Source organism: Psychroserpens sp., assembly GCF_047633235.1.
Lineage (GTDB): Bacteria > Bacteroidota > Bacteroidia > Flavobacteriales > Flavobacteriaceae > Psychroserpens.
This window is the reverse complement of the sequence record NZ_JBLIET010000001.1, coordinates 135,590-156,185: the sequence shown is the minus strand read 5'-3', so window position 1 is coordinate 156,185 and position 20,596 is coordinate 135,590. Positions and strand designations below refer to the sequence as shown.

Here is a 20,596-nt window from a genome sequence, read left to right as displayed (position 1 = left end):
AAACACCACGTTTCATTCCAGAATCTGTGATGAAAGCCAAAGTGTTTTCCATTACAATTTTAACCATTGTATTACCTATTCTACTATTCTACTTACTAAGAACAATTAATAAAGTAGATACGTTTCATCTCGAAACAGTCAAAGAACGAAGAATACCACTACTTATAAATAGTATTATAATAATTCTTATTGTAATACGAGTATTACCTAAAAATGAAATCCCAGAACTATATTTCTTCTTTATAGGCATTCTAATCTCTACAATGACGTGTTTTGCGCTAGCACTTGTTAAGTTTAAAGCGAGTATCCATATGATTGCATCTGCAGGTTTTTTTATGTTTGCTATGGCTCTAGCAATTCACTTTAAAATAAATATTAACGGTACTTTAGCGCTTATGTGTATCATTTTGGGAGCTATTGCAACATCAAGGCTTCACATGAAAGCTCATACACCCGTTGAACTAACAGCCGGTTTCCTTGTGGGATTGATGCCACAACTTATAGTACTTAATTACTGGATATAATATTGTTTACAAGCTGAAATATTAAAGAATATAAAAAATCAACCCAATTTTTATAACGTTCATGTCTATATTTTCTCCACTACTTCTTAATGTCGCATTAGTATCAAAAATAGTATTAAGCGCATAGTAGAAATGAAAATTAACGTTCGAATATCCTGCACTAAGTGTTATACCGTACTGTAAACTATTAAAGTCTCCAATATTGGATAACAGAATATCCTCAGGGCTACCTCTAAATTTAGAAGTATTATAGATAACATAACCCAATTTAACTCCTGTGTATATTCTCCAAAAGTCAAAGTCTTTTGCAGTAGATGTTCGCCATCTCAATTCTAAAGGGAACTCCACCAAATATGTAGTAAACTTATTTTTACTAAATGAAACAGCTCCTAAAACATCATAATTATAAGTGTTATTATCTTCGGAAATTAATAAGGTTTGGTTGTAGGAGTTACTAGAAATCCCGACTCCTAATCCAAGAGCTACATTACGTGTTTTGTTTAGAGGCATATCTCTAATAAAACCGAAATGAAATCCACTTGAGAATCCATTTTGAGACACATCTTCTGGCTTATTACCTAACAAATTATAAGTAACTGCAATATAAAATTGATCTTCTCTATAGTTCTCATCTACAATCTCAATACTATCGTTGTCATTACCATTAGAAAACGAGTTTTCACTAATCTGCGCCGAAACAGGAAGCAAGTACAATAGGAAGGATAAAAAAATAAGCTGCCTCATAGTACAAATATAACGTAATACGTATTAAAACATTTCTCTTCCAGACATAAAAAAAGCATCCAAATTGGATGCTTTTAAATATAATGTGCGATGTCTACAAATATTAATTATCTAGAGCACTACCTGTACCTACCGTATAATTAATTTTTAATGCATTAGCCTCTCTAAGTTCCTTTTTGATATCTCCAACGATACCCATATTAGCATCTCTATCAACTTTGAGAGATACTGTTAGAAAATCGACTAACTCTTCTCTAGCAATACCAGCCCTCTCGGCATTGATAAATGCTCTAATATCCGAAATATCGGCAAACTTATCATTGAGTTGTAACCTAGCTTCTTTACCAAATTTTTCGTACCCTTTCGCAGGCTTCCCAGCATATATATAGCTAATAGGATATTTCTTTTCTAGCTTTTCAACCTGATCTGCTTGCGGTAATCTGTTTTCAATGAGGAGAGTATCTTCTCTCATTACTGTCACTACCATAAAGAAAAACAATAGCATAAAAACGATATCTGGTAATGATGCCGTATTTACCGCTGGTAAGGCATTGTCTTTTTTACTTTTAAATTTAGACATAAGTTTTTCGTGTTTTTATTTATTGTACTTCAGAGAGCTTCTCAGGATATTCTTGTCTAATTTGGTCAATGACCGCCTTAAGTTTTTCTTTATTTCCGTTGAAATTAGTATCCTTATAATTTTTTTCCATCATTACAAAGTCCATGTTGCTAAATCCTTTTCTTGATCCTATATCTAAAGCTCTAATATTACGTAAATCATTATACGCAGCAACTAATTCATTTTGCACAGAGATATAAGTAGCATAGGATGTTTCCCTTTCATTCTTCAGAGAGATAATAGCTTTATCAGGGTGATCTGATGACTTAGGGTCTCTCGCGCCTTTGCAGTAGTCACAACTATTACCTTGAGCGTCAGTTGAACCTCCGTTATCTAAAAATTCAATAGCAGCTTTACGTAAATCCTTGAGCTCCATGAGCTCATCTTCAACTAATAATTGGTCTTTACCGTTAATTAAAACCGTAAAAATGTTCTTCTGCTTAATAATAACTTCATCATCGTTAGGCGGCTCCATAGGAGGTAGCTTACGATTAATTCCAGAATCTTTAGGAATCGTTGTAGTCACTAAGAAAAATATAAGAAGAAGGAATGCTATGTCCGCCATAGAACCTGCATTAACTTCTGGTGCTGATCGTTTTGCCATAATTACATTATTATTTGCTTAGCATCTTCTTAGCTCCAAAAAACAACATTAAACCTGCTGCTAATAAAATTAAGATATAAAATGCCTTGATTCCAGCCTCAATCATTTGCGATTGACCTGCAGTTAAAGTTGTACCGTCACTTAGTAATCGTTCTTGTCCAGAAGATGCAAACCATGCAACCGCCAATACAAGAGCAAAAACACCTAAAGACATTAATGCTTTCTTTAGCTTATCAGGATGGCTAACTAAGTTAACCAAACTAAATACAATAGCAGTAATTGCTGTTATTGCTAAGACTATATAAGCAAGATTAGCGAATCCAGATAAAATACCTTGATTTTCAGGAATTGTCTTAATAGCCTCATCTCCTAACATCATTATTCTCACTAAAAAGAATACTGCAATTAGACCTATTACTAAAGCAACAATTTTGACTATTTTTTGAATATTCATGTTCTGTTTGATTTAATAATTAGGTTATTATTTCTTGTGTCTTACTAACAAATCTATCAATGTGATAGACGAATCTTCCATATCATTAACAATACTATCGATTTTAGAGATGATGTAATTATAAAATATTTGTAATATAATAGCAACAATAAGACCAAATACAGTCGTTAATAAGGCCACTTTAATACCACCTGCTACTAATGAAGGATTCATGTCACCTGCAGCTTCAATTTTATCAAAAGCATCAATCATACCAAGAACAGTACCCATGAAACCAAGCATCGGCGCTAAAGCTATGAATAAAGATATCCAAGAAACATTTTTCTCTAATTGTCCCATTTGAACACCACCATAAGCTACAACAGCTTTCTCAGCAGCATCAATATCTTCGTCTGCTCGATCTAATCCTTGATAAAAAATTGATGCAACAGGTCCTTTTGTATTTCTACAAACTTCCTTAGCTGCTTCAATTCCACCAGAATTAAGAGCATCCTCTACGTTTTGAGTTAATTTCTTAGAATTTGTTGTTGCTAGATTTAAATAAATAATTCTTTCAATAGCAATTGCTAAACCTAGAATTAAACATAATAATACAATTCCCATAAAAAATGGACCACCTTCAATAAAACGTTCTTTTACTTCTTGAGTAAATGATTTGTCAGCGTCTGCTGCCATATCGTCTTGAAATGTAGTGGTAACTGCTGTTGATGCAGTCTCAACTGTGTTTGCATTTGTACTTGCACTAACAGTACCGAAAGCCATGATACCTACTATGGCTAAGATTGAAAAAAGTCTTTTCATCGTGATTGTTCTTAATTTTATTAGTTAAAGGGTTAAAGATAAAAAAAAAATGGAATTAAAAAATAAAAATACAAATTGACTGTAACGTTTTAACCTTGTTTTAATCAATTAACATTTATTAATAATGCCGAAATTAAATAAAATGTTTTGGATTATTTAGCTATAAAATGAAAAACTTATAGTTTGTTGATATATTCCTATTTTAGATGAGTATAAATCTCTTTCTTTCTTCGGAAACATTAAAACTTGCAAACAATTAAGCTTCAGAATATTTAGCCCTTAATATTTATCACGTAAATTGATAGTTCTTACTCAAATTACGGTTGAAATAAATTTAATAAACTGATTTAGCCCTTATCTATATTTTATTTTAAGTCTATGATACCCAATCTTATTGATTTAAACTAATTTAAAAGCACTTTAAATCTTGCAAATCACACCTTAAGGAGCCTCTTTTAACCAATTATGGTCTTTTTTAAACACAAAAAACACCAATTTGATGCGTTTTAAATTATAAACACTTTGTTCGAAGTAATCAACATATCAAATTATGATTATGTACTAAATACGTTTGAAGTAGACCCAAAATTCTCAATCTCTAGTAGTTTTTTAATAGTAAAGATTAGAACATTTGAAAAACTTCAGATAACAAATTAACTCATAAACATATAGTCTTAACTGCGAATTATCGTCTATCAAGATCAGTGAAAAAACTAAAAGAAAGATTTATGATGTGGCATTACTTCATGAATAACATTCTGTAAAAGATATAAATAAAGGAGAAACACGGATAAAAGAGATTACTACCGTAATAGAAAACATCCTCAAAATGAACTAAGAAAATTATCGTTTTTCATATCTAAAATCAGAATATATAAAACAGGTAGAACTAAATTTCGTGCATCAAATCCCGTCGTAAAACATGATTGTAGTTGTCATAAATATATCCATCACTTTATTACCGCATATTGATAACTAAAACAAGAGAAATTTAATTAAAAACACTGAGCTTTACTATAGGTCATTTTATGCTTTATAGATAAGAAAATAAAAATTTGATTATCAGTTTGCTCAATGTTTCTCATTAAAAAAAAGCAGTCTTAATAGTCTATTTTTTTTTGATATAGTTCACTTTAATAGGCTGAACATGTCGTAAATTTATAATTATAATTACAATTTTAATCGATTAAATGTATAAAAAGTTAGATGAAATGCAATTATTATGTATCTTGCGCCATCCAAAACAAAAAACTTACTTATGAAAATTATTTTAAAATGTTTCTCAATACAGCTTATTCTGCTGTTTTCAAATGCTCTTTATCCTCAGGTTGGTATAGGCACAACAACACCTGATATTTCTTCTATCCTAGATGTCTCTTCTAATAGCAAAGGACTTTTAATGCCACGCTTAACCACATTAGAAAGGGACGCAATAGTCTCTCCAGCGACGGGTTTAATGATTTACAATACGACATTGAATGATGGTCAATTAAACATTGGAACTCCCTCGACATCGCATTGGATAGGCCTCAAAGGGCCTCAAGAACCTTTGATTGACTCTGTCGTTTTTGGAGATGATATCAGCACTATATCCACTGACAATTTGTTAGTACCAGGCATGACGAAATCGGTTGAAATTGGCACCTATGCTGTTTCATTTAATGGCCAACACACCACTACCGCCATCAATCAACCCTTTAATACGACCCAAGGCCTCATTGATATCGACTTGATATACCAAGATTTAATGTCCATAACAGCTACTAATACCGCTCACTCTCTTGTTTTTGGTAATGGAGAGAATTTACCTCCGGGTGTATATGACCTCGTTGGAACAACATCAATTGCAGGAACACTTGTATTAGACGGCGGTGGCGACCCAAATTCTGAATTTATCATAAGAAGCACAGGTCCATTTACTACAGGAGTTGGCACAACTGTAACTTTGATTAATGGAGCTAGCTCAAATAATATATTCTGGGTATCGGAACTACCCATGTCTACAGGCGCTAACTCAATATTCAAAGGAACCTTGATTTCTCGCGCAGGAGCAGTTTCATTGGGTGTAAGTACGAGCATTGAAGGAAGAGTGTTTACAAAAGCAGGAGAATTAAGTGTAGGAGCACACTGTATTCTAACAATCCCTACTGGCATTTCACCCATTGACTTAAGGAGTCTCTCTTCATTTGCAATGTTCACCTCTAGCGGTGCAGTTTCAGCTGATATAAGTTCTACCGTTACTGGAGATGTTGGTACTGGATTAGGCGCTATAGCCATAGCAGCAACACATATTGGAGAACAATACCCCGCTGGCACAATATCAAGTTCAGAAACGACGGCGACTTATAGTATTTATCAAAATGGGACCGAGGTAGCGAATTCTAGCAGAACCATTATTTCACTGAACTCGGTAGTATCATTGCAAGCTAAAGTTACTACACTAGTCGCTGGAGAAGTCATTGAAGTACGCTGGAAAGTTGATGTTGGTGAAGCTACGCTGGACCATAGAAACTTATTATTGATTCGCTCTGTATTTTAATTACCGTATGTTTTAGACTAATAAATTTTGGTGTTTCTATCAATAATATCGCTATGCATATAACAAAAGTGTAGATAAAATAATATTTAGGACTGAGAACATGAGAATTTTGGTATCAACCCAATACGTAAACTTTTGACTTTATAACTTTTAAGAGCGAAATTTCAAATCATGAATACCTCTCAAATAAATTAAAATATATAATTGAATTAAAAATTTTACCAACTATGTCAATATACACTGCTATTAATATAGAGCACAAAAAACTCATTTGCAGTTTTTCGCTCCCTAAATTAATAGTTTCATGTACCCATAAATAACGGCTGCCTCCATAAAATAGTTTTAGTTTAATGATCGAGTAACATCTCGGCCCTTATATTTGTTTTTTTAATGAAACTACATGAATCAATGCTTAAGATAAAAACCATTCATCGACAGCAAAATGCAAACCAACGTCATATATTTTACATCAATCGAAAATTTTGAAATAACTTTTAATTGAAGTATACTTTTGTGTTACAAATATCTAATATCATGAAAGCAGTATTACTTACCAAGTGTTATTACTGGATTGCAATAAAAAAAACACTAATAACGACTACTATTAAGTGTTTTTTAATACCGTTTGTTATACTGTCTTCAAGTGGCCTTTATGCTCAAGTTGGTATAGGGACAACCACTCCTGATATTTCTTCTGTTTTAGATGTTTCATCCAATAGTAAAGGCCTTTTAATGCCGCGCTTAACGACTTTAGAAAGAGATGGAATAGCTTCTCCAGCAACAGGCTTAATGATTTATAATACAACATTAAATGATGGTCAATTAAACATAGGATCACCCTCTACGCCTAGTTGGATAGGTATTAAAGGAAACGTAGACCCTAGAATAGATTGTGTTGTTTTTGGCAATGAGATTAGTACCACATCCACTACTAATGTATTGGTACAAGGTATGACCATTTCGCCTCCTTTGGGTAGATTTGACGTTTCATTTAATGCTCAGAAAATAATCAATCAAACATTTAGCTCTTCCCAAGGCACTACCGATATGGACAAAATATATCAAGACTTAATGGCAATACCAGTCACCGATGCAACTCATGGTCTTGTTTTTGGGAATGGAGAGATTTTGTTGCCAGGAGTCTATGACGTGGCTGGAGCTCCATCGATTGCAGGAACTCTTACTTTAGATGGTGACGGAGACACAAATTCAGTATTTATTATTAGAGGTCCCGGAGCATTTACTACAGGAGTTAGTACCGTTGTAAATTTAACTAATGGAGCGAGCTCCAATAACATCTTCTGGGTTTCAGATGTTGCTATTTCTACAGGTGCTAGTACAGCACTAAAAGGATCCTTAGTCTCTCTTTCTGGAGCGATTTCATTAGGCGCAACTACAAACCTCGAAGGAAGGATGTTTACAAAAGCAGGAGCGGTGAGCATTGTTGCTGACTGTATTCTCACAATACCGTCTGGCACCTCTTATATTGACTTAGGTTTCCTCTCCACATTTGCGATGTGGAGTTCTGCTGGTGCGATTACAGATGCTCCAACGTCTTCTATCACAGGAGATGTAGGCACTGCATTAGGGGTCCTGACAATTACAGGCACACATTCTGGCACACAATACCCAGCTGGAACAGCATCGACGAATTTAAATACGATGACGACTTATGGTCTTTATCAAAATGGTATTGAGGTCGCTAATTCTAGTAGATCAATTAATACGTTAGGATCGATAGTGCATCTTCAGGCCATGGTTACTACTTTATCTGCAAATGAAGTCATTGAAGTGCGATGGAAAGTTAATGACGGTGAATCGAGCCTTTCTAATAGAACCCTATCCTACCATCAATAAGTATCTTTAATTTTATACGTATAGATTTAGTCTTTCTAATCCATCTCAATATTCTTTTTTTAAATCGAAGCTACTTTCTAACTGATTATATCTATGACACAAAGCGACAGCTTTGCCTTTCATAGCGATAAAAATTACTACTAAGCGAAAAATACTATATCATCTATTAGACAAAAATACTGGTGAAGGTTACAATTAATATATACTGATAATTTATATACCGCAAATTATAATTTGAGGTATATATTGGTTAATTAGCTCATAGTAGAAATCATAAAAAACCCTGTAAATCATTAATTTACAGGGTTTTTATTGCCTTTTAGTAGGCTTTTTGCAGAGAGGAAGGGATTCGAACCCTCGATACCGTGAAGTATACACGCTTTCCAAGCGTGCGCCTTAAGCCACTCGGCCACCTCTCTATTTTAAGTTTGCAAACATACAACTCATATCAAACTAAAAAAAGGTAATTAAGAGTTTCTATGTCATTTCTCCTCGTAATGCCGTTTCAAAAATGGTCTTGAATGTTTTAATTGACACTTTTTCTCCCAACATAAACATTAATTTGGTTAATGCAGCCTCTGTAGTGATGTCTTTACCAGAGATAACACCTATAGTTTTTAATTGTGTGCTGGTCTCATATTGACCCATTGATACACTCCCTCCAGAACATTGTGTGACATTAATAATTGGTATGTCTCTTTTAATAGTCGCTTTTAACAGCTCTAAAAACCACAACTCTGTAGTTGTATTGCCTGCACCATAGGTTTCTATAATAACTCCCTTCACATAATGATTATCAAATAGTGGTGTCAAAACCAACTCACTAATTCCTGGGAATAGCTTAATTAATAGTATATCAGTTTCAAAATTCTTGTGTACTACTAATTTTTTGCGCGCATTGGGTTTAAACAAATCATCATATTTCACTTTTAAATGAACTCCAGATTCTGCTAAATGGGGATAATTTAGAGATTCAAACGCTTCAAAATGTTCAGCGTTTATTTTTGTAGTTCTGTTTCCGCGGTACAACTTATACTCAAAATACAAGCCCACTTCTTTAATAACTGGCCTACCTCCTTTATGTAAAGATGCCATCTGTATTGAGGTAATTAAGTTCTCTTTAGCATCTGTTCTTAAATCCCCAATAGGTAGTTGTGATCCTGTAAATATGATTGGTTTCGCAAGGTTCTCAAACATAAAGCTTAATGCAGAAGCAGAATAACTCATCGTATCACTTCCATGTAACACTACGAAACCATCAAAATCATTATAATTACGTTGAATTATTTCTGCAATTTGAACCCAATATTTAGGATTCATATTACTACTATCGATAGGATCTTTAAAAGATATTGTTTCTATTGTGCAATCTAACAACTTAAGCTCTGGTATATTATTTAGAAGATTATTAAAGTCAAAAGATTTTAAAGCACCAGTTTCTGGATCTTTGATCATCCCAATGGTACCTCCTGTATAAATCAATAATATATTAGGTTGAGTTGCTGGCATAAGTTATAATCCGAAGATTTCTTTAGAATTTTCTGTGGTAATTTCGGCAATTTTTTCTTCGGAAACATTATAAATTTCAGCTAATTTCTCAACAACCTTAATAATGTAACTACTCTCATTACGCTTTCCCCTATAAGGTTTTGGTGCTAAATAAGGAGCATCTGTCTCCAAAACAATATGTTTCAAATCAATGACCTTTAAAAACTGATCTATTTTTCCGTTTTTAAAGGTTGCAACGCCACCAATACCTAGTTTCATATTATATGATATGGCTTTATGTGCTTGCTCTAAAGTTCCCGTGAAGCAGTGAAATATTCCGAAGAGCTTGTCATCCTTAGCTTCCTCAAGAACCTCAAAAACCTCATCAAACGCGTCTCTACAATGAATAACAATGGGTAAGCCATACTGTTTAGCTAAATTAATTTGATATCTAAATGACTCTTGTTGAATAGCCAGTGTAGAGGTATCCCAATAAAGATCAATACCTATTTCACCAACAGCATAAAATTGTCGTTTTGCTAACAACTCTTCAACATGTCGTAACTCCTCTTTATAATTATCTTTTACAGATGTTGGATGTAAACCCATCATCAAATAAACGTGCTCGGGATACTCTGCTTCGAGTTTTAACATCGCCTTAGTATAACTAGAATCAATGGCTGGAATAAAAAATCTAGAAACGTTTTGAGAAATAGCTCGTTCTATCATCTGACTTCTATCGTCATCAAAGGCGTCGCTATATAAATGTGTATGTGTATCTGTAATTATCATTGTGAACTCGACTTGAGTTTTGGTTTCACTGCAAAATTACCATTTTACAGTCTAACTTTATTCTTTTTTACAAACGTAGTGCTCCTATGTCGACAAAGAATAACCTCATAATAGTGCAAAAGGGATACTTTTCGGTTTAAAACTAGAATCTAAAATGAGTTCCATAAAAAATACTTGATTTATAGGATTATATTTGTATAAATTATCGCATTATGGAATCTTTACAAGACTACCTTTTAGATAAAGGCTATACTAAAATCAAATTGAAGTTAACTAAGACTAATCATTTTGAAATTAAAGCTACAATAAATGGTGTGAAAGGACGGTTTATTTTAGATACTGGTGCATCCAATTCCTGTGTTGGTTTTGAGGCTATTAAAACATTTAAGCTTATCGCTCAAGACTCTGCCATAAAAGCAGCTGGGGCTGGTGCGATAGATATGCTTACGAAAGTATCTAAAAAAAATAAAGTTAAAATTGGAACATGGAAAAACAATAAAGTTGCTTTAGTTTTATTTAACCTTACTCATGTTAACACAGCACTTACTACCCATAATGCTAAACCTGTAGATGGTATTATTGGAGCAGACATTCTAAAAAAATCAAAAGCAGTTATTGATTATGAGAAAAAATACTTGTATTTAAAATTGTAAGAGAATTGTAAATTCTCTTATCTTTATACTTGAACCCCCTTATTAATAGCAAAATGTCAACTTCAATCATAATAGCAGATGATCATCCGCTTATTTTAAAAGGCCTGAAAGACTTCTTATTAGAAAAAGGATTTAATGTTATTGCAAGTGCAAAAAATGGCAAAGAAGCCTTCACACTAATAAATGCACACCAACCAGATATTGCCATATTAGATATACAAATGCCTATTCTTACGGGTTTACAAGTTGCTGAAAAATGCAAAGAAGCTAATCTCGATACCAAAATAATTATTATCACTTTTGAGAAAAGTGAAGAGATTTATAATAAGGCAAAATCTTTAGGTATTTATGGCTACATATTAAAAGAGTTCGCCATTGCCGAACTCGAATATTGTATAACCTGTATTTTAAGAGAATACCATTATTTTAGTCCAGAACTCATAGAGTATATCGAAATTAAGAAAACACCAGAAGCATTAAAAACCTTAACAGACTCCGAAATGAAAGTAATTAAGGGTATTGCAGATAATAAAACTGCGAAAGAAATTGCAAAAGACTTGTCCATATCTAATAGAACTGTAGAAAAGCATAAAAGCAATATCCGAACTAAGCTCAAATTAGAGTCCAAATCAAATAGCATTCTACTCTATGCTAAAGAGTATAAAGAATTTTTAAATTCATATAAATTTCTTTAGCCTACTTTCTCTTTATCGTGAAAAACTGCGACATATTCATTCAATACTCTTATTTATAGAACATTAACTCTGTTAACGTAATTTATTCCAACTCATATGCATTCAAAATAATCGAAATTTTAACACTTTAAAATCAAAATATACGTATAACTACGTATTGTTTGGTACTACCTAATACTGTAAGTTTGTAATGCTATTAATCAATTGCCTTTTGCAAAAAAGGAGTAAAGCTCTAGAGTTATTTTAGCCTAGAGCTTTTTTGTTTCACAACAGTGAAAATTCAACAATCTGAAATCAAAATATATGCAGAACTCCGTATTGATCAACTTTAATTTAACACTGTTGTTCGTGAAGTTATTAATTCTTGTAGGGAAGAATTAAGTTATTAAACTCTGAATTGTTTATCAATTCAGAGTTTTTTATTAAATAACAATTATCTATTCGTGCTTAAATGATGACATTTACAGTGTTAATAATTTCTATAAGAGGACTTTCATTTATCAAAAAACTCTAGTTCAATATGAACCAGAGTTTTTTATTTAACTAAAAACTCAAATCGTGCTTATTGCTTGAGACTAATTAATTGTGTTTTATAATAAAACGAATTACAGCCCTACAACTTTTTGTTCTGCAGTTTTTTTGTGCCTAAAACTAAATTTTAACACTTTAAAGTCAAAATATACGTAGAACTACGTATTGTTTGGTATAACTTAATTGACGAAATTTACACCAGAGTTATTAAGATTATAGGGATTTTTAATACTACTCTATTAATTAGGGAATATAGGGCTCTGAGACTCCTCATAATCTCAGAGCTTTATTGAAATAGGAAGAAACAATTTAAAAATATATAATAATGGAAACAATGAAAAACAAACAAAGCCTTACAAACAAGTTGTTTATTGTTGGCTTAATTTTTAGCGCCATTTTAATCATATCAATTAACATTCTTGTTAATTTCTTTTAGTCATTAGTTAGTTATTTTTATTAGGGATAAAAAGCGCAATTCAGTCTTTGAATTGCGCTTTTTTGTATTATCAATTTAATAAAATGCGATATAACTCTATAGACTTTACGATACTTTCACTCTTCCTAAAAGAAAAACCTATAACTTTATATTCAAATCAAACCTCAATAAAACACCCACAGTTATTTTGTATTGCACTTTTATTGTTCACTAGTCGTAATAGCAACCATAACCAATGTCAAAACCCTATAGACCAAATACCATTAATTTACACGACTAAAGAAAACACTGTCGGTTGTTTTGTTAATGTAAAACCTTTTATGACAGTCGGCTTATGAGCAACTTTTATCAGTTATTAACAGAAGGAATATCTATTATATGTATGCCATTTGAGAAAGTCAAACTGAATTAGTAAAACTAAATAAGAAATAAAATATTTATAAAATGAGCGGAGGCGCTGGACATATTGCGGATATGAACAATAGAATGAAACAAAATCGTTCTATGAAAGCTTCAAAAAAGCCAAAATTTAAGTCTAATAATAGAGATTTAAATTTTTCAAAAAGTTTCAAAGCATGAACTTATTCATCTTAAAAAAAGAATTAAACGAAAAGCGGAGTCAGAACGAAAAAAGGAAAGAATAATCATTGCCTTAACCACTTTAATATTAATCATCATCTTGACTATATTTTTGATATACTATTTTGCTAAACCATACTCTGAAAAACAAAAATCAGGTACAATCCCTTATAAAAATAATTCTAGTTTAGTCCTCAAAAAAAGCCCATTATGTGTTTTTTTCAACTAATTTTCATCCAAAAAATTTTCGCAAGCAAACCCGCAACTGTTATGATACATAAACGTTATCAATCAAGCACTCCTTAGAGTCGAGCGCTAACGACAAGTGAATCCAAACAAAAAGCGCAATCCAAAAAATGAATTGCGCTCGTTTTAATATTTCCGAAGAAAAAAAGAAATAATTACATTTCTAATGCTCTCTTCACATCGTTGTCCATTAATAATTCTGCTGGATTTTCTAAAGCTTCCTTAACAGCAACTAAGAAACCTACAGATTCTTTACCATCAATGATTCTATGATCATAAGATAAAGCAACGTACATAATTGGTCTAATTTCTACATGACCATTAATAGCTACGGGACGCTCAACAATATTGTGCATTCCTAAAATCCCACTTTGAGGAGGATTGATAATTGGTGTTGATAACATACTTCCAAACACACCTCCGTTTGAAATCGTGAATGTTCCACCTGTCATTTCATCAACGGTTATTTGTCCGTCACGAGCACGAATCGCTAAACGTTTTACCTCAGACTCTACTCCTCTAAAGCTCAAGTTTTCTACGTTTCTCATTACTGGTACCATTAATCCTTTAGGACCTGAGACGGCTATGGAAATATCCACAAAATCGTAAGTTAACATTTCTTTGCCATCAATCATTGAGTTCACAGCTGGATACATCTTTAGCGCTCTCACAACTGCCAAAGTAAAGAAACTCATAAAGCCAAGGCTCACACCATGCTTCGCTTTGAAGTCTTCCTTATACTGTTTGCGCAGTTCAAAAATTGGAGACATATCAACCTCGTTGAATGTCGTTAACATTGCCGTCGTATTTTTAGCTTCTACTAAACGCTCTGCAACCTTACGACGTAACATTGACATTTTACTGTGTGAACTTCCGCGGTTTGCGCCAGTTGGAGTTCCCATAGAAGGTTTTGCATTTACAGCATCATCTTTAGTAATACGACCATCTTTTCCTGTTCCAGAAACAGATGCTGCATCCATTCCTTTTTCATCTAGAATTTTCTTAGCTGCGGGACTAGCTGCTCCTGCAGCATACGTTTTAGTTTCAATTGCAGCAGGTTGTGATACGTCCTTTTTTGGAGCCTCTTCTTTTTTAGCCGAGTCTGTCGAAATTTTCTCTTCTTTAGCTGGCTTAGCAGTTCCACTTCCTGGTTTTTCTGCGCTAGTGTCAATCAAACATATTACAGCTCCAACGGCAACAGCATCGCCTTCTTCGGCTTTGAGTGTGATTGTTCCGCTTGCTTCTGCAGGCAACTCTAATGTAGCTTTATCACTATCAACTTCTGCAATGGCCTGATCTTTTTCAACATAATCACCATCGGCAACTAACCATTCTGCAATTTCTACTTCTGTGATTGATTCTCCTGGTGAAGGAACTTTCATTTCTAAAATCATCGTTCTGAAATTTTATTTTTAAGCGTTTGTATCCGTTTATATTTCTTATAAAATCTTCCTTTAAAGGAAGGTAATCTTCTTTTATTTATCGTTGGTTATTTTTTGATTTATCAAATACATAATCAATAACTTCTTGATGACGTTTTTTAAAGCGAACACTGCTTCCTGCTGCAGGTGCTCCATAAGGTCTTCGTGTTGCTGCTCTAAACGTTTTAGCTGCATCTAAATTCATTAGCATGTGACTATAAGCCCCCATATTCCGTGGTTCTTCTTGAGCCCAAACATGATCATCTGCGTTTTTATATTTAGCAATAGCTTCTTTTATTTGCTTTTCTGGTACAGGGAATAATTGTTCTACTCTCACCAAAGCAACATTATCTCTTTCTAGTTGTTGGCGTTGTTCTAATAAGTCATAATAAAATTTACCAGTAACAAATACCAAAGTTTTAACCTTATCTACTTTTACTGTACTGTCATCAATGACCATTTGGAAGCTTCCGTTAGCAAATTCATCTACAGATGACACGACTAGTGGATGGCGTAATAAACTTTTAGGAGTAAAGACGATTAATGGCTTTCTAAATTGTGCCTTCATCTGCTTACGTAGCAAATGATACATATTGGCAGGTGTTGTACAATCCATCACAAACATATTATCTTTTGCACATAGTTGTAAGTAACGCTCCATTCTACCAGATGAGTGCTCTGCACCTTGACCCTCATAACCATGAGGTAATAACATTACCAATCCGTTTTGAAGTTTCCATTTATCTTCTGCTGCCGAAATATATTGGTCTAACATGACCTGAGCTCCATTACTGAAATCTCCAAATTGTGCCTCCCAAATCACTAACGTCTTTGGACTTGCCATAGCATAACCATAATCAAAACCAACAACACCGTATTCTGAAAGTAAAGAATTATAAATAAAGAATTTCCCTTGTTGATCACTTAATTCATTAAGTAACAAAATCTCTTCTTCACTATCTTCAACTTTTACTACGGCATGTCTATGTGAAAATGTTCCACGCTCCACATCCTGACCAGAAAACCTAACATCATAACCTTCCTCTAACAATGTACCGTAAGCAAGATGCTCTGCCATTGCCCAATCCAATTTGTCTTCATCAAACATGTTTTGACGCGACTGCACTAAACGTTCAATTTTACGAATGAATTTTTTATCCTTTGGTAAATTTGAAATCACTTTTGTGATCCTAGCTAATCCCTCCTTTGAATAGGTTGTATCAATAGTTTGAAGCATTTTATCTTCAATCACATTGTGATACTCTACCCATTCATCTTCCATAAATGGTGTGATAACCGTTTTATCTGTTTTGCGAGAATCCTCAAGATTTTCTTCGAGTTTATCTTTGTATTGTTTTTCTAATTGAGAGACATAATTACCATCAATAATCCCCTCTGATATTAACTTTTCAGCATAAATATCTCTAGGGTTATTATGCTTAGCAATAGCTTTATATAATTTTGGTTGTGTAAAGCGAGGCTCATCGCCTTCATTATGGCCATATTTCCTATACCCTAACAAATCAATAAATACATCGCGCTTAAATTTCATTCTAAAATGCAATGCAAACAACATCGCATGTACCACAGCTTCTGCATCATCTGCATTAACATGAAGTACTGGTGACAATGTTACTTTACCAACATCTGTACAGTACGTACTCGATCTAGCGTCTAAATAATTTGTGGTAAAACCAATTTGATTATTCACAACAATATGAATAGTACCATTTGTTTTGTATCCATCCAATTGTGCCATTTGCACAACTTCATAAACAATTCCCTGACCTGCAATTGCAGCATCACCATGAACTATTATTGGTAATACTTGTGAAGGATTTTCTGGATATTTATCATCCTGCTTTGCTCTTACAATTCCTTCAACTACAGCGCCTACGGTCTCTAAGTGTGATGGATTTGGAGCAATACTTAAATTAATTTTATGTCCACCTTCAGTGTTGCGATTACTTGTCCAACCTAAGTGATATTTTACATCTCCATCAAAAACTTCTTGCTCGTAATCTTTTCCATCAAACTCACTAAATATGTCTTTAGCACTTTTTCCGAATATATTTGTTAATGTACTCAAACGTCCACGATGCGCCATTCCCATGACAAATTCTTTAACACCATGCTGTGCCGCATTTTCAATTAAAGAGTCCAGAGCAGGAATCAACGACTCGTTACCTTCTAAAGAGAACCGTTTTTGACCTACGTATTTAGTATGAAGAAAGCTCTCAAAAGAGACTGCTTCATTTAATTTTTTTAGAATATGTTTTTTTTCTTCTGAAGAGAAATTAGGCTGAAAATCGTTGACATTAAGCTTATTTTGAATCCACTGAATTTCTTCAGGCTTTCTAATATACATATATTCGACACCAATAGAATCACAGTAAATACTATTTAAATGTCTAATGATTTCTCTGAGTGATTGTTTACCAATCCCTAGAATTTCACCAGCGCTGAAAGTCTCATCTAAATCCGATTCTGACAGACCAAAATTAACCAAATCAAGAGTTGGTTCATATTTTCTGCGATCTCTAACTGGATTAGTTTTGGTAAACAAATGACCGCGATTTCTGTAGCCGTCAATTAATTTAACAACTTGAAATTCCTTTTGTACATACTCCGTCTTATTGTGTACAGAAACACTTTCTACAGTATCTCCATCCATGCCATAGCTTTCGCTACCAAAGTCGTAACCTTGAAAAAAGGCTCTCCAACTTGGTTCAACAGAATCGGGATTTTTTAAGTATTGGTCGTATAAATCAGCAAAATATGCTGTATGTGCTGCGTTTAAAAAAGAATATTTATCCATAAAATGGGTGCTGTCGTTTTCGCTTCAACAAAGTTTATTCAAAAATACAACATTTACTAAAAATAGATGTGTTTTTGGTATATTTATGGGCCATTTTTAACTCAAATTTAGAATTATAAAAATTTGAAAGCATTTAAAGTTTAAATACCTGCTTTTAATAAGTCTATGTGCCCTAAGCCCCTTTCAATCATTTTCACAAGACGAAGCTTCTGGAAATGAGTTTTGGAAACATGTGAGATTTAATGCAGCTATTGGCTTGAGTTTGAGTGATGGCTTGTTTAGTGGCACACTCACCCCTGATGCAATATACCAATTTAATGAAGATTTTGGGTTTAGAATGAGAGTGAACGGAACGTATAACAGACTAAAAAAATCATATAGCTCCACAATTTTAGGAGCAAGCGTAATAAGTATCTTTAACCCTATATATGAACTTCAGGCGGCAGTTGAATTTGAATATTCAAACGTAAATCAAAAATTTAGTGATCGTGCATTTCAAGATTAAAGCTATTGGGTACCAGCACTTTTTGTTGGATTAGTATATAGAACAAACAATATTATTTTTAGCTTACGGTATGATGTCTTATACAATGAAAACAAAAGTGTTTATGCAAATCCGATTTCCCCTTTTATAACCGTTTTTTTCTAATTTAGACAAGCTAAACAACACCGTTTAAAACCCCATTAGCTTCAGGTTTTGGAACTAGTTTCACGCCAATAGAGAAGCGTCTATTTGTATCTTCTTATGAATATTGATTCTTATACCAAACCTTTTGCCACTCGCGTTGTAAAATCAAAAAAGTAACCTGCTCAGACAACTTCAATGTGTCGCAAATATCTAATGTTCTGATTTTTTCTTCGGAAACATCCACGATATAAAGTAGGTTTAAGTACTCCGCAAATTTCTCTTGTATCAATTTAAAAACAACTTCGTGAAGTAAGTATTTTAAACTTGACGGCAAAATAGCCTCATCAAAATCGAGATCAATATTGGCCAATAAGAAGTCTTTATTAATCTGAATTATCAACTTTGAATAGAGCTCTAATTCTTCGGTTTTCGAGATGAGTTCTTCAAAATTTGCGGGTACTTGCATTACGTGTTTCTATTCATTAAATCATTCCCAAAAGTTTTCAGTTCGTTTTTGTTTTCTTCTGAAATTTTAAGTGAGTCCAAGACCGAAAAGGCTTTTTTAGTGTAATTTTCAATTTCTTTTTTTGTGGCTTCCGCCGAACCGCTAGCTACAAATAGCTGTTTCACGGTATCAATTTTATCACTAGGATCATTAGGGTTGACACTATATAAACGTTCGAGCTGCAATTTATCTTCATCGTTAGAAAACTCTAAAGCTTTTAAATACAAATAGGTCTTTTTGTTCTCAATAATATCACCCCCTACTTGTTTGCCAAAAGTCTGTGGGTCCCCGAAAGCATCTAAATAATCATCTTGAAGTTGAAAAGCAATTCCTAAATACTTTCCGAAGTTATAAATAGAATCTTGACAATCTTGCGACGCGTTGGCTACGATCGCTCCCATTTTCATAGCAGCTCCAACTAAAACTGCCGTTTTATATTCTATCATTTTTAAATACTCTGGAATCGTCACATCGTCACGAGTCTCAAAATCAACATCATATTGTTGCCCTTCACAAACCTCTAAAGCTGTTTTGCTAAATAACTTAGCTAAGTCCAAAAACTGTTTAGGCTCATAATTTTCAAATAATTGATAGGCCATAATGAGCATTGCGTCACCAGATAAAATCCCAGTATTAATATCCCATTTTTCATGAACTGTTATTTGACCTCGTCGCAGAGGTGCATCGTCCATAATATCATCGTGAACCAATGAAAAATTATGAAACACCTCAACACTAAGTGCAGCATCTAAAGCTTTTTTATAATCACAAGCAAAAATCTCTGCAGTCATAAGAGTTAAGACAGGTCGTAAGCGCTTACCACCAAGTTGTAAAATATAATTAATAGGTTCATAAAGATTTAGGGGTTCTTTAAGTTCTATGTAGGCATTCAAATAATCTACAAATGCCTTTCGATATGATGAAATGTGTTGCATTGTACAAAAATAATGTAAATGAATAAACCTACCGCAACACTTTAACGCAATGTTAAAAAATCATTAAAACTTTGGAAACTATTTTTGTTTTTAAAGTTTCCTGTTGTACTTTTGCACTTCATTATGAGAAAAAAAATTATAGATAAATCGGCAGAATTATTTTTAAGCCTTGGGTTTAAAAGCGTCACCATGGATGACATTGCTAGTGAAATGGCTATCTCTAAAAAAACAATATATGTTCATTTTCCTAATAAGACAAAATTAGTAGAAGCGGTAACGTTTAACCTTTTTGATACAATCTGCTCTGGTATTGATGACATTTGCGAAAAGGCAGCGAATCCTATTGAAGAACTGTATTCCATAAAAATGTTTGTGATGCATCACCTAAAAAATGAAACGTCTTCACCTCATTATCAATTAAAGAAATATTATCCTCAAATATATGGTGTATTGCAATTTAAACAGTTTGAAAAAATGCACCAATCTGTTCAAGAAAGTTTAGAACATGGAATATCAACTGATGTTTTCAGAAACACCATTGATGTTGATTTTATTTCGCGTATGTACTTTACAGGTATGACTGGGATTAAAGACAATATGTTTTTTCCTCCAGAAAACTATAAAATGGAATACTTGATGGAAAGTTACTTAGAATATCATTTGCGCGCTATCGTATCTGACCAAGGAATGACCATACTAAATAATTTTATTAAAAATCAATCTTAAA

Annotated in this window: 18 protein-coding genes and 1 tRNA gene; 7 read left to right on the top strand and 12 right to left on the bottom strand. The window is 33.3% G+C overall.

The window, feature by feature from the left end:
• Positions 1-524, top strand: a 524-nt coding sequence (locus ACJAZK_RS00625) for a hypothetical protein (protein ID WP_415222099.1), incomplete at its 5' end; no start/stop codon positions are given.
• Between the two features lie 21 nt (positions 525-545).
• On the opposite strand, the gene ACJAZK_RS00620 is transcribed toward ACJAZK_RS00625, so the two are convergent.
• The 5 genes from ACJAZK_RS00620 to ACJAZK_RS00600 form a co-directional block, all read right to left on the bottom strand.
• Positions 546-1,268 carry a porin family protein gene (locus tag ACJAZK_RS00620; protein WP_415222098.1) on the bottom strand — a complete coding sequence of 241 codons (723 nt, stop codon included), beginning with the start codon at positions 1,266-1,268 and terminating at the stop codon, positions 546-548.
• Between the two features lie 103 nt (positions 1,269-1,371).
• Entirely contained in the window at positions 1,372-1,848 is a 477-nt protein-coding gene (locus ACJAZK_RS00615; protein ID WP_415222097.1) for an ExbD/TolR family protein, read from the bottom strand.
• Positions 1,849-1,867: 19 nt separating this feature from the next.
• Positions 1,868-2,491 (bottom strand): ExbD/TolR family protein, encoded by a 624-nt coding sequence (locus tag ACJAZK_RS00610; RefSeq protein WP_415222096.1) that lies wholly within the window; start codon positions 2,489-2,491, stop codon positions 1,868-1,870.
• Between the two features lie 10 nt (positions 2,492-2,501).
• Positions 2,502-2,945 (bottom strand): hypothetical protein, encoded by a 444-nt coding sequence (locus ACJAZK_RS00605; RefSeq protein ID WP_415222095.1) that lies wholly within the window; start codon positions 2,943-2,945, stop codon positions 2,502-2,504.
• A gap of 27 nt (positions 2,946-2,972) precedes the next feature.
• The gene (locus tag ACJAZK_RS00600) at positions 2,973-3,746 is read right to left on the bottom strand and encodes a MotA/TolQ/ExbB proton channel family protein (protein WP_415222094.1); all 774 of its coding nucleotides are present in this window, start codon (positions 3,744-3,746) and stop codon (positions 2,973-2,975) included.
• A gap of 1,258 nt (positions 3,747-5,004) precedes the next feature.
• Between ACJAZK_RS00600 and ACJAZK_RS00595 the strand changes: the two genes are divergently transcribed.
• Both ACJAZK_RS00595 and ACJAZK_RS00590 read left to right on the top strand, forming a co-directional pair.
• On the top strand, positions 5,005-6,285 hold the full coding sequence (locus ACJAZK_RS00595) for an ice-binding family protein (RefSeq protein ID WP_415222093.1): 1,281 nt from the start codon (positions 5,005-5,007) through the stop codon (positions 6,283-6,285).
• Positions 6,286-6,819: 534 nt separating this feature from the next.
• Positions 6,820-8,142, top strand: a complete 1,323-nt coding sequence (locus ACJAZK_RS00590; RefSeq protein WP_415222092.1) for an ice-binding family protein — start codon at positions 6,820-6,822, stop codon at positions 8,140-8,142.
• A gap of 334 nt (positions 8,143-8,476) precedes the next feature.
• Here the strand turns inward: ACJAZK_RS00590 and ACJAZK_RS00585 are convergent.
• The 3 genes from ACJAZK_RS00585 to ACJAZK_RS00575 form a co-directional block, all read right to left on the bottom strand.
• Positions 8,477-8,561 (bottom strand) — tRNA-Ser (locus ACJAZK_RS00585).
• A 58-nt stretch (positions 8,562-8,619) separates the two neighbouring features.
• Entirely contained in the window at positions 8,620-9,651 is a 1,032-nt protein-coding gene (locus tag ACJAZK_RS00580) for an asparaginase (protein WP_415222091.1), read from the bottom strand.
• A gap of 3 nt (positions 9,652-9,654) precedes the next feature.
• Entirely contained in the window at positions 9,655-10,422 is a 768-nt protein-coding gene (locus ACJAZK_RS00575) for a TatD family hydrolase (RefSeq protein ID WP_415222090.1), read from the bottom strand.
• A gap of 212 nt (positions 10,423-10,634) precedes the next feature.
• Here ACJAZK_RS00575 and ACJAZK_RS00570 point away from each other — a divergent pair, with 212 nt between their 5' ends.
• The gene (locus tag ACJAZK_RS00570; protein ID WP_415222089.1) at positions 10,635-11,075 is read left to right on the top strand and encodes a retropepsin-like aspartic protease; all 441 of its coding nucleotides are present in this window, start codon (positions 10,635-10,637) and stop codon (positions 11,073-11,075) included.
• A gap of 53 nt (positions 11,076-11,128) precedes the next feature.
• Positions 11,129-11,770 carry a response regulator gene (locus ACJAZK_RS00565; RefSeq protein ID WP_415222088.1) on the top strand — a complete coding sequence of 214 codons (642 nt, stop codon included), beginning with the start codon at positions 11,129-11,131 and terminating at the stop codon, positions 11,768-11,770.
• Between the two features lie 1,947 nt (positions 11,771-13,717).
• On the opposite strand, the gene odhB is transcribed toward ACJAZK_RS00565, so the two are convergent.
• A complete protein-coding gene (odhB, locus tag ACJAZK_RS00560) occupies positions 13,718-14,956 on the bottom strand; it encodes a 2-oxoglutarate dehydrogenase complex dihydrolipoyllysine-residue succinyltransferase (RefSeq protein WP_415222087.1) in 1,239 nt (412 codons plus the stop codon).
• Between the two features lie 85 nt (positions 14,957-15,041).
• Positions 15,042-17,801 carry a 2-oxoglutarate dehydrogenase E1 component gene (locus ACJAZK_RS00555; protein WP_415222086.1) on the bottom strand — a complete coding sequence of 920 codons (2,760 nt, stop codon included), beginning with the start codon at positions 17,799-17,801 and terminating at the stop codon, positions 15,042-15,044.
• A gap of 232 nt (positions 17,802-18,033) precedes the next feature.
• On the opposite strand from ACJAZK_RS00555, the gene ACJAZK_RS00550 reads away from it, so the two are divergent.
• The gene (locus ACJAZK_RS00550; protein ID WP_415222085.1) at positions 18,034-18,306 is read left to right on the top strand and encodes a hypothetical protein; all 273 of its coding nucleotides are present in this window, start codon (positions 18,034-18,036) and stop codon (positions 18,304-18,306) included.
• 238 nt (positions 18,307-18,544) lie between these two features.
• On the opposite strand, the gene ACJAZK_RS00545 is transcribed toward ACJAZK_RS00550, so the two are convergent.
• On the bottom strand, positions 18,545-18,895 hold the full coding sequence (locus tag ACJAZK_RS00545; RefSeq protein ID WP_415222084.1) for a hypothetical protein: 351 nt from the start codon (positions 18,893-18,895) through the stop codon (positions 18,545-18,547).
• A complete protein-coding gene (locus tag ACJAZK_RS00540; protein ID WP_415222083.1) occupies positions 18,895-19,869 on the bottom strand; it encodes a polyprenyl synthetase family protein in 975 nt (324 codons plus the stop codon). The genes ACJAZK_RS00545 and ACJAZK_RS00540 overlap by 1 nt, the downstream gene beginning before the upstream one ends.
• Before the next feature lie 123 nt (positions 19,870-19,992).
• Between ACJAZK_RS00540 and ACJAZK_RS00535 the strand changes: the two genes are divergently transcribed.
• A complete protein-coding gene (locus ACJAZK_RS00535) occupies positions 19,993-20,595 on the top strand; it encodes a TetR/AcrR family transcriptional regulator (protein WP_415222082.1) in 603 nt (200 codons plus the stop codon).
• Position 20,596: the final 1 nt, after the last annotated feature.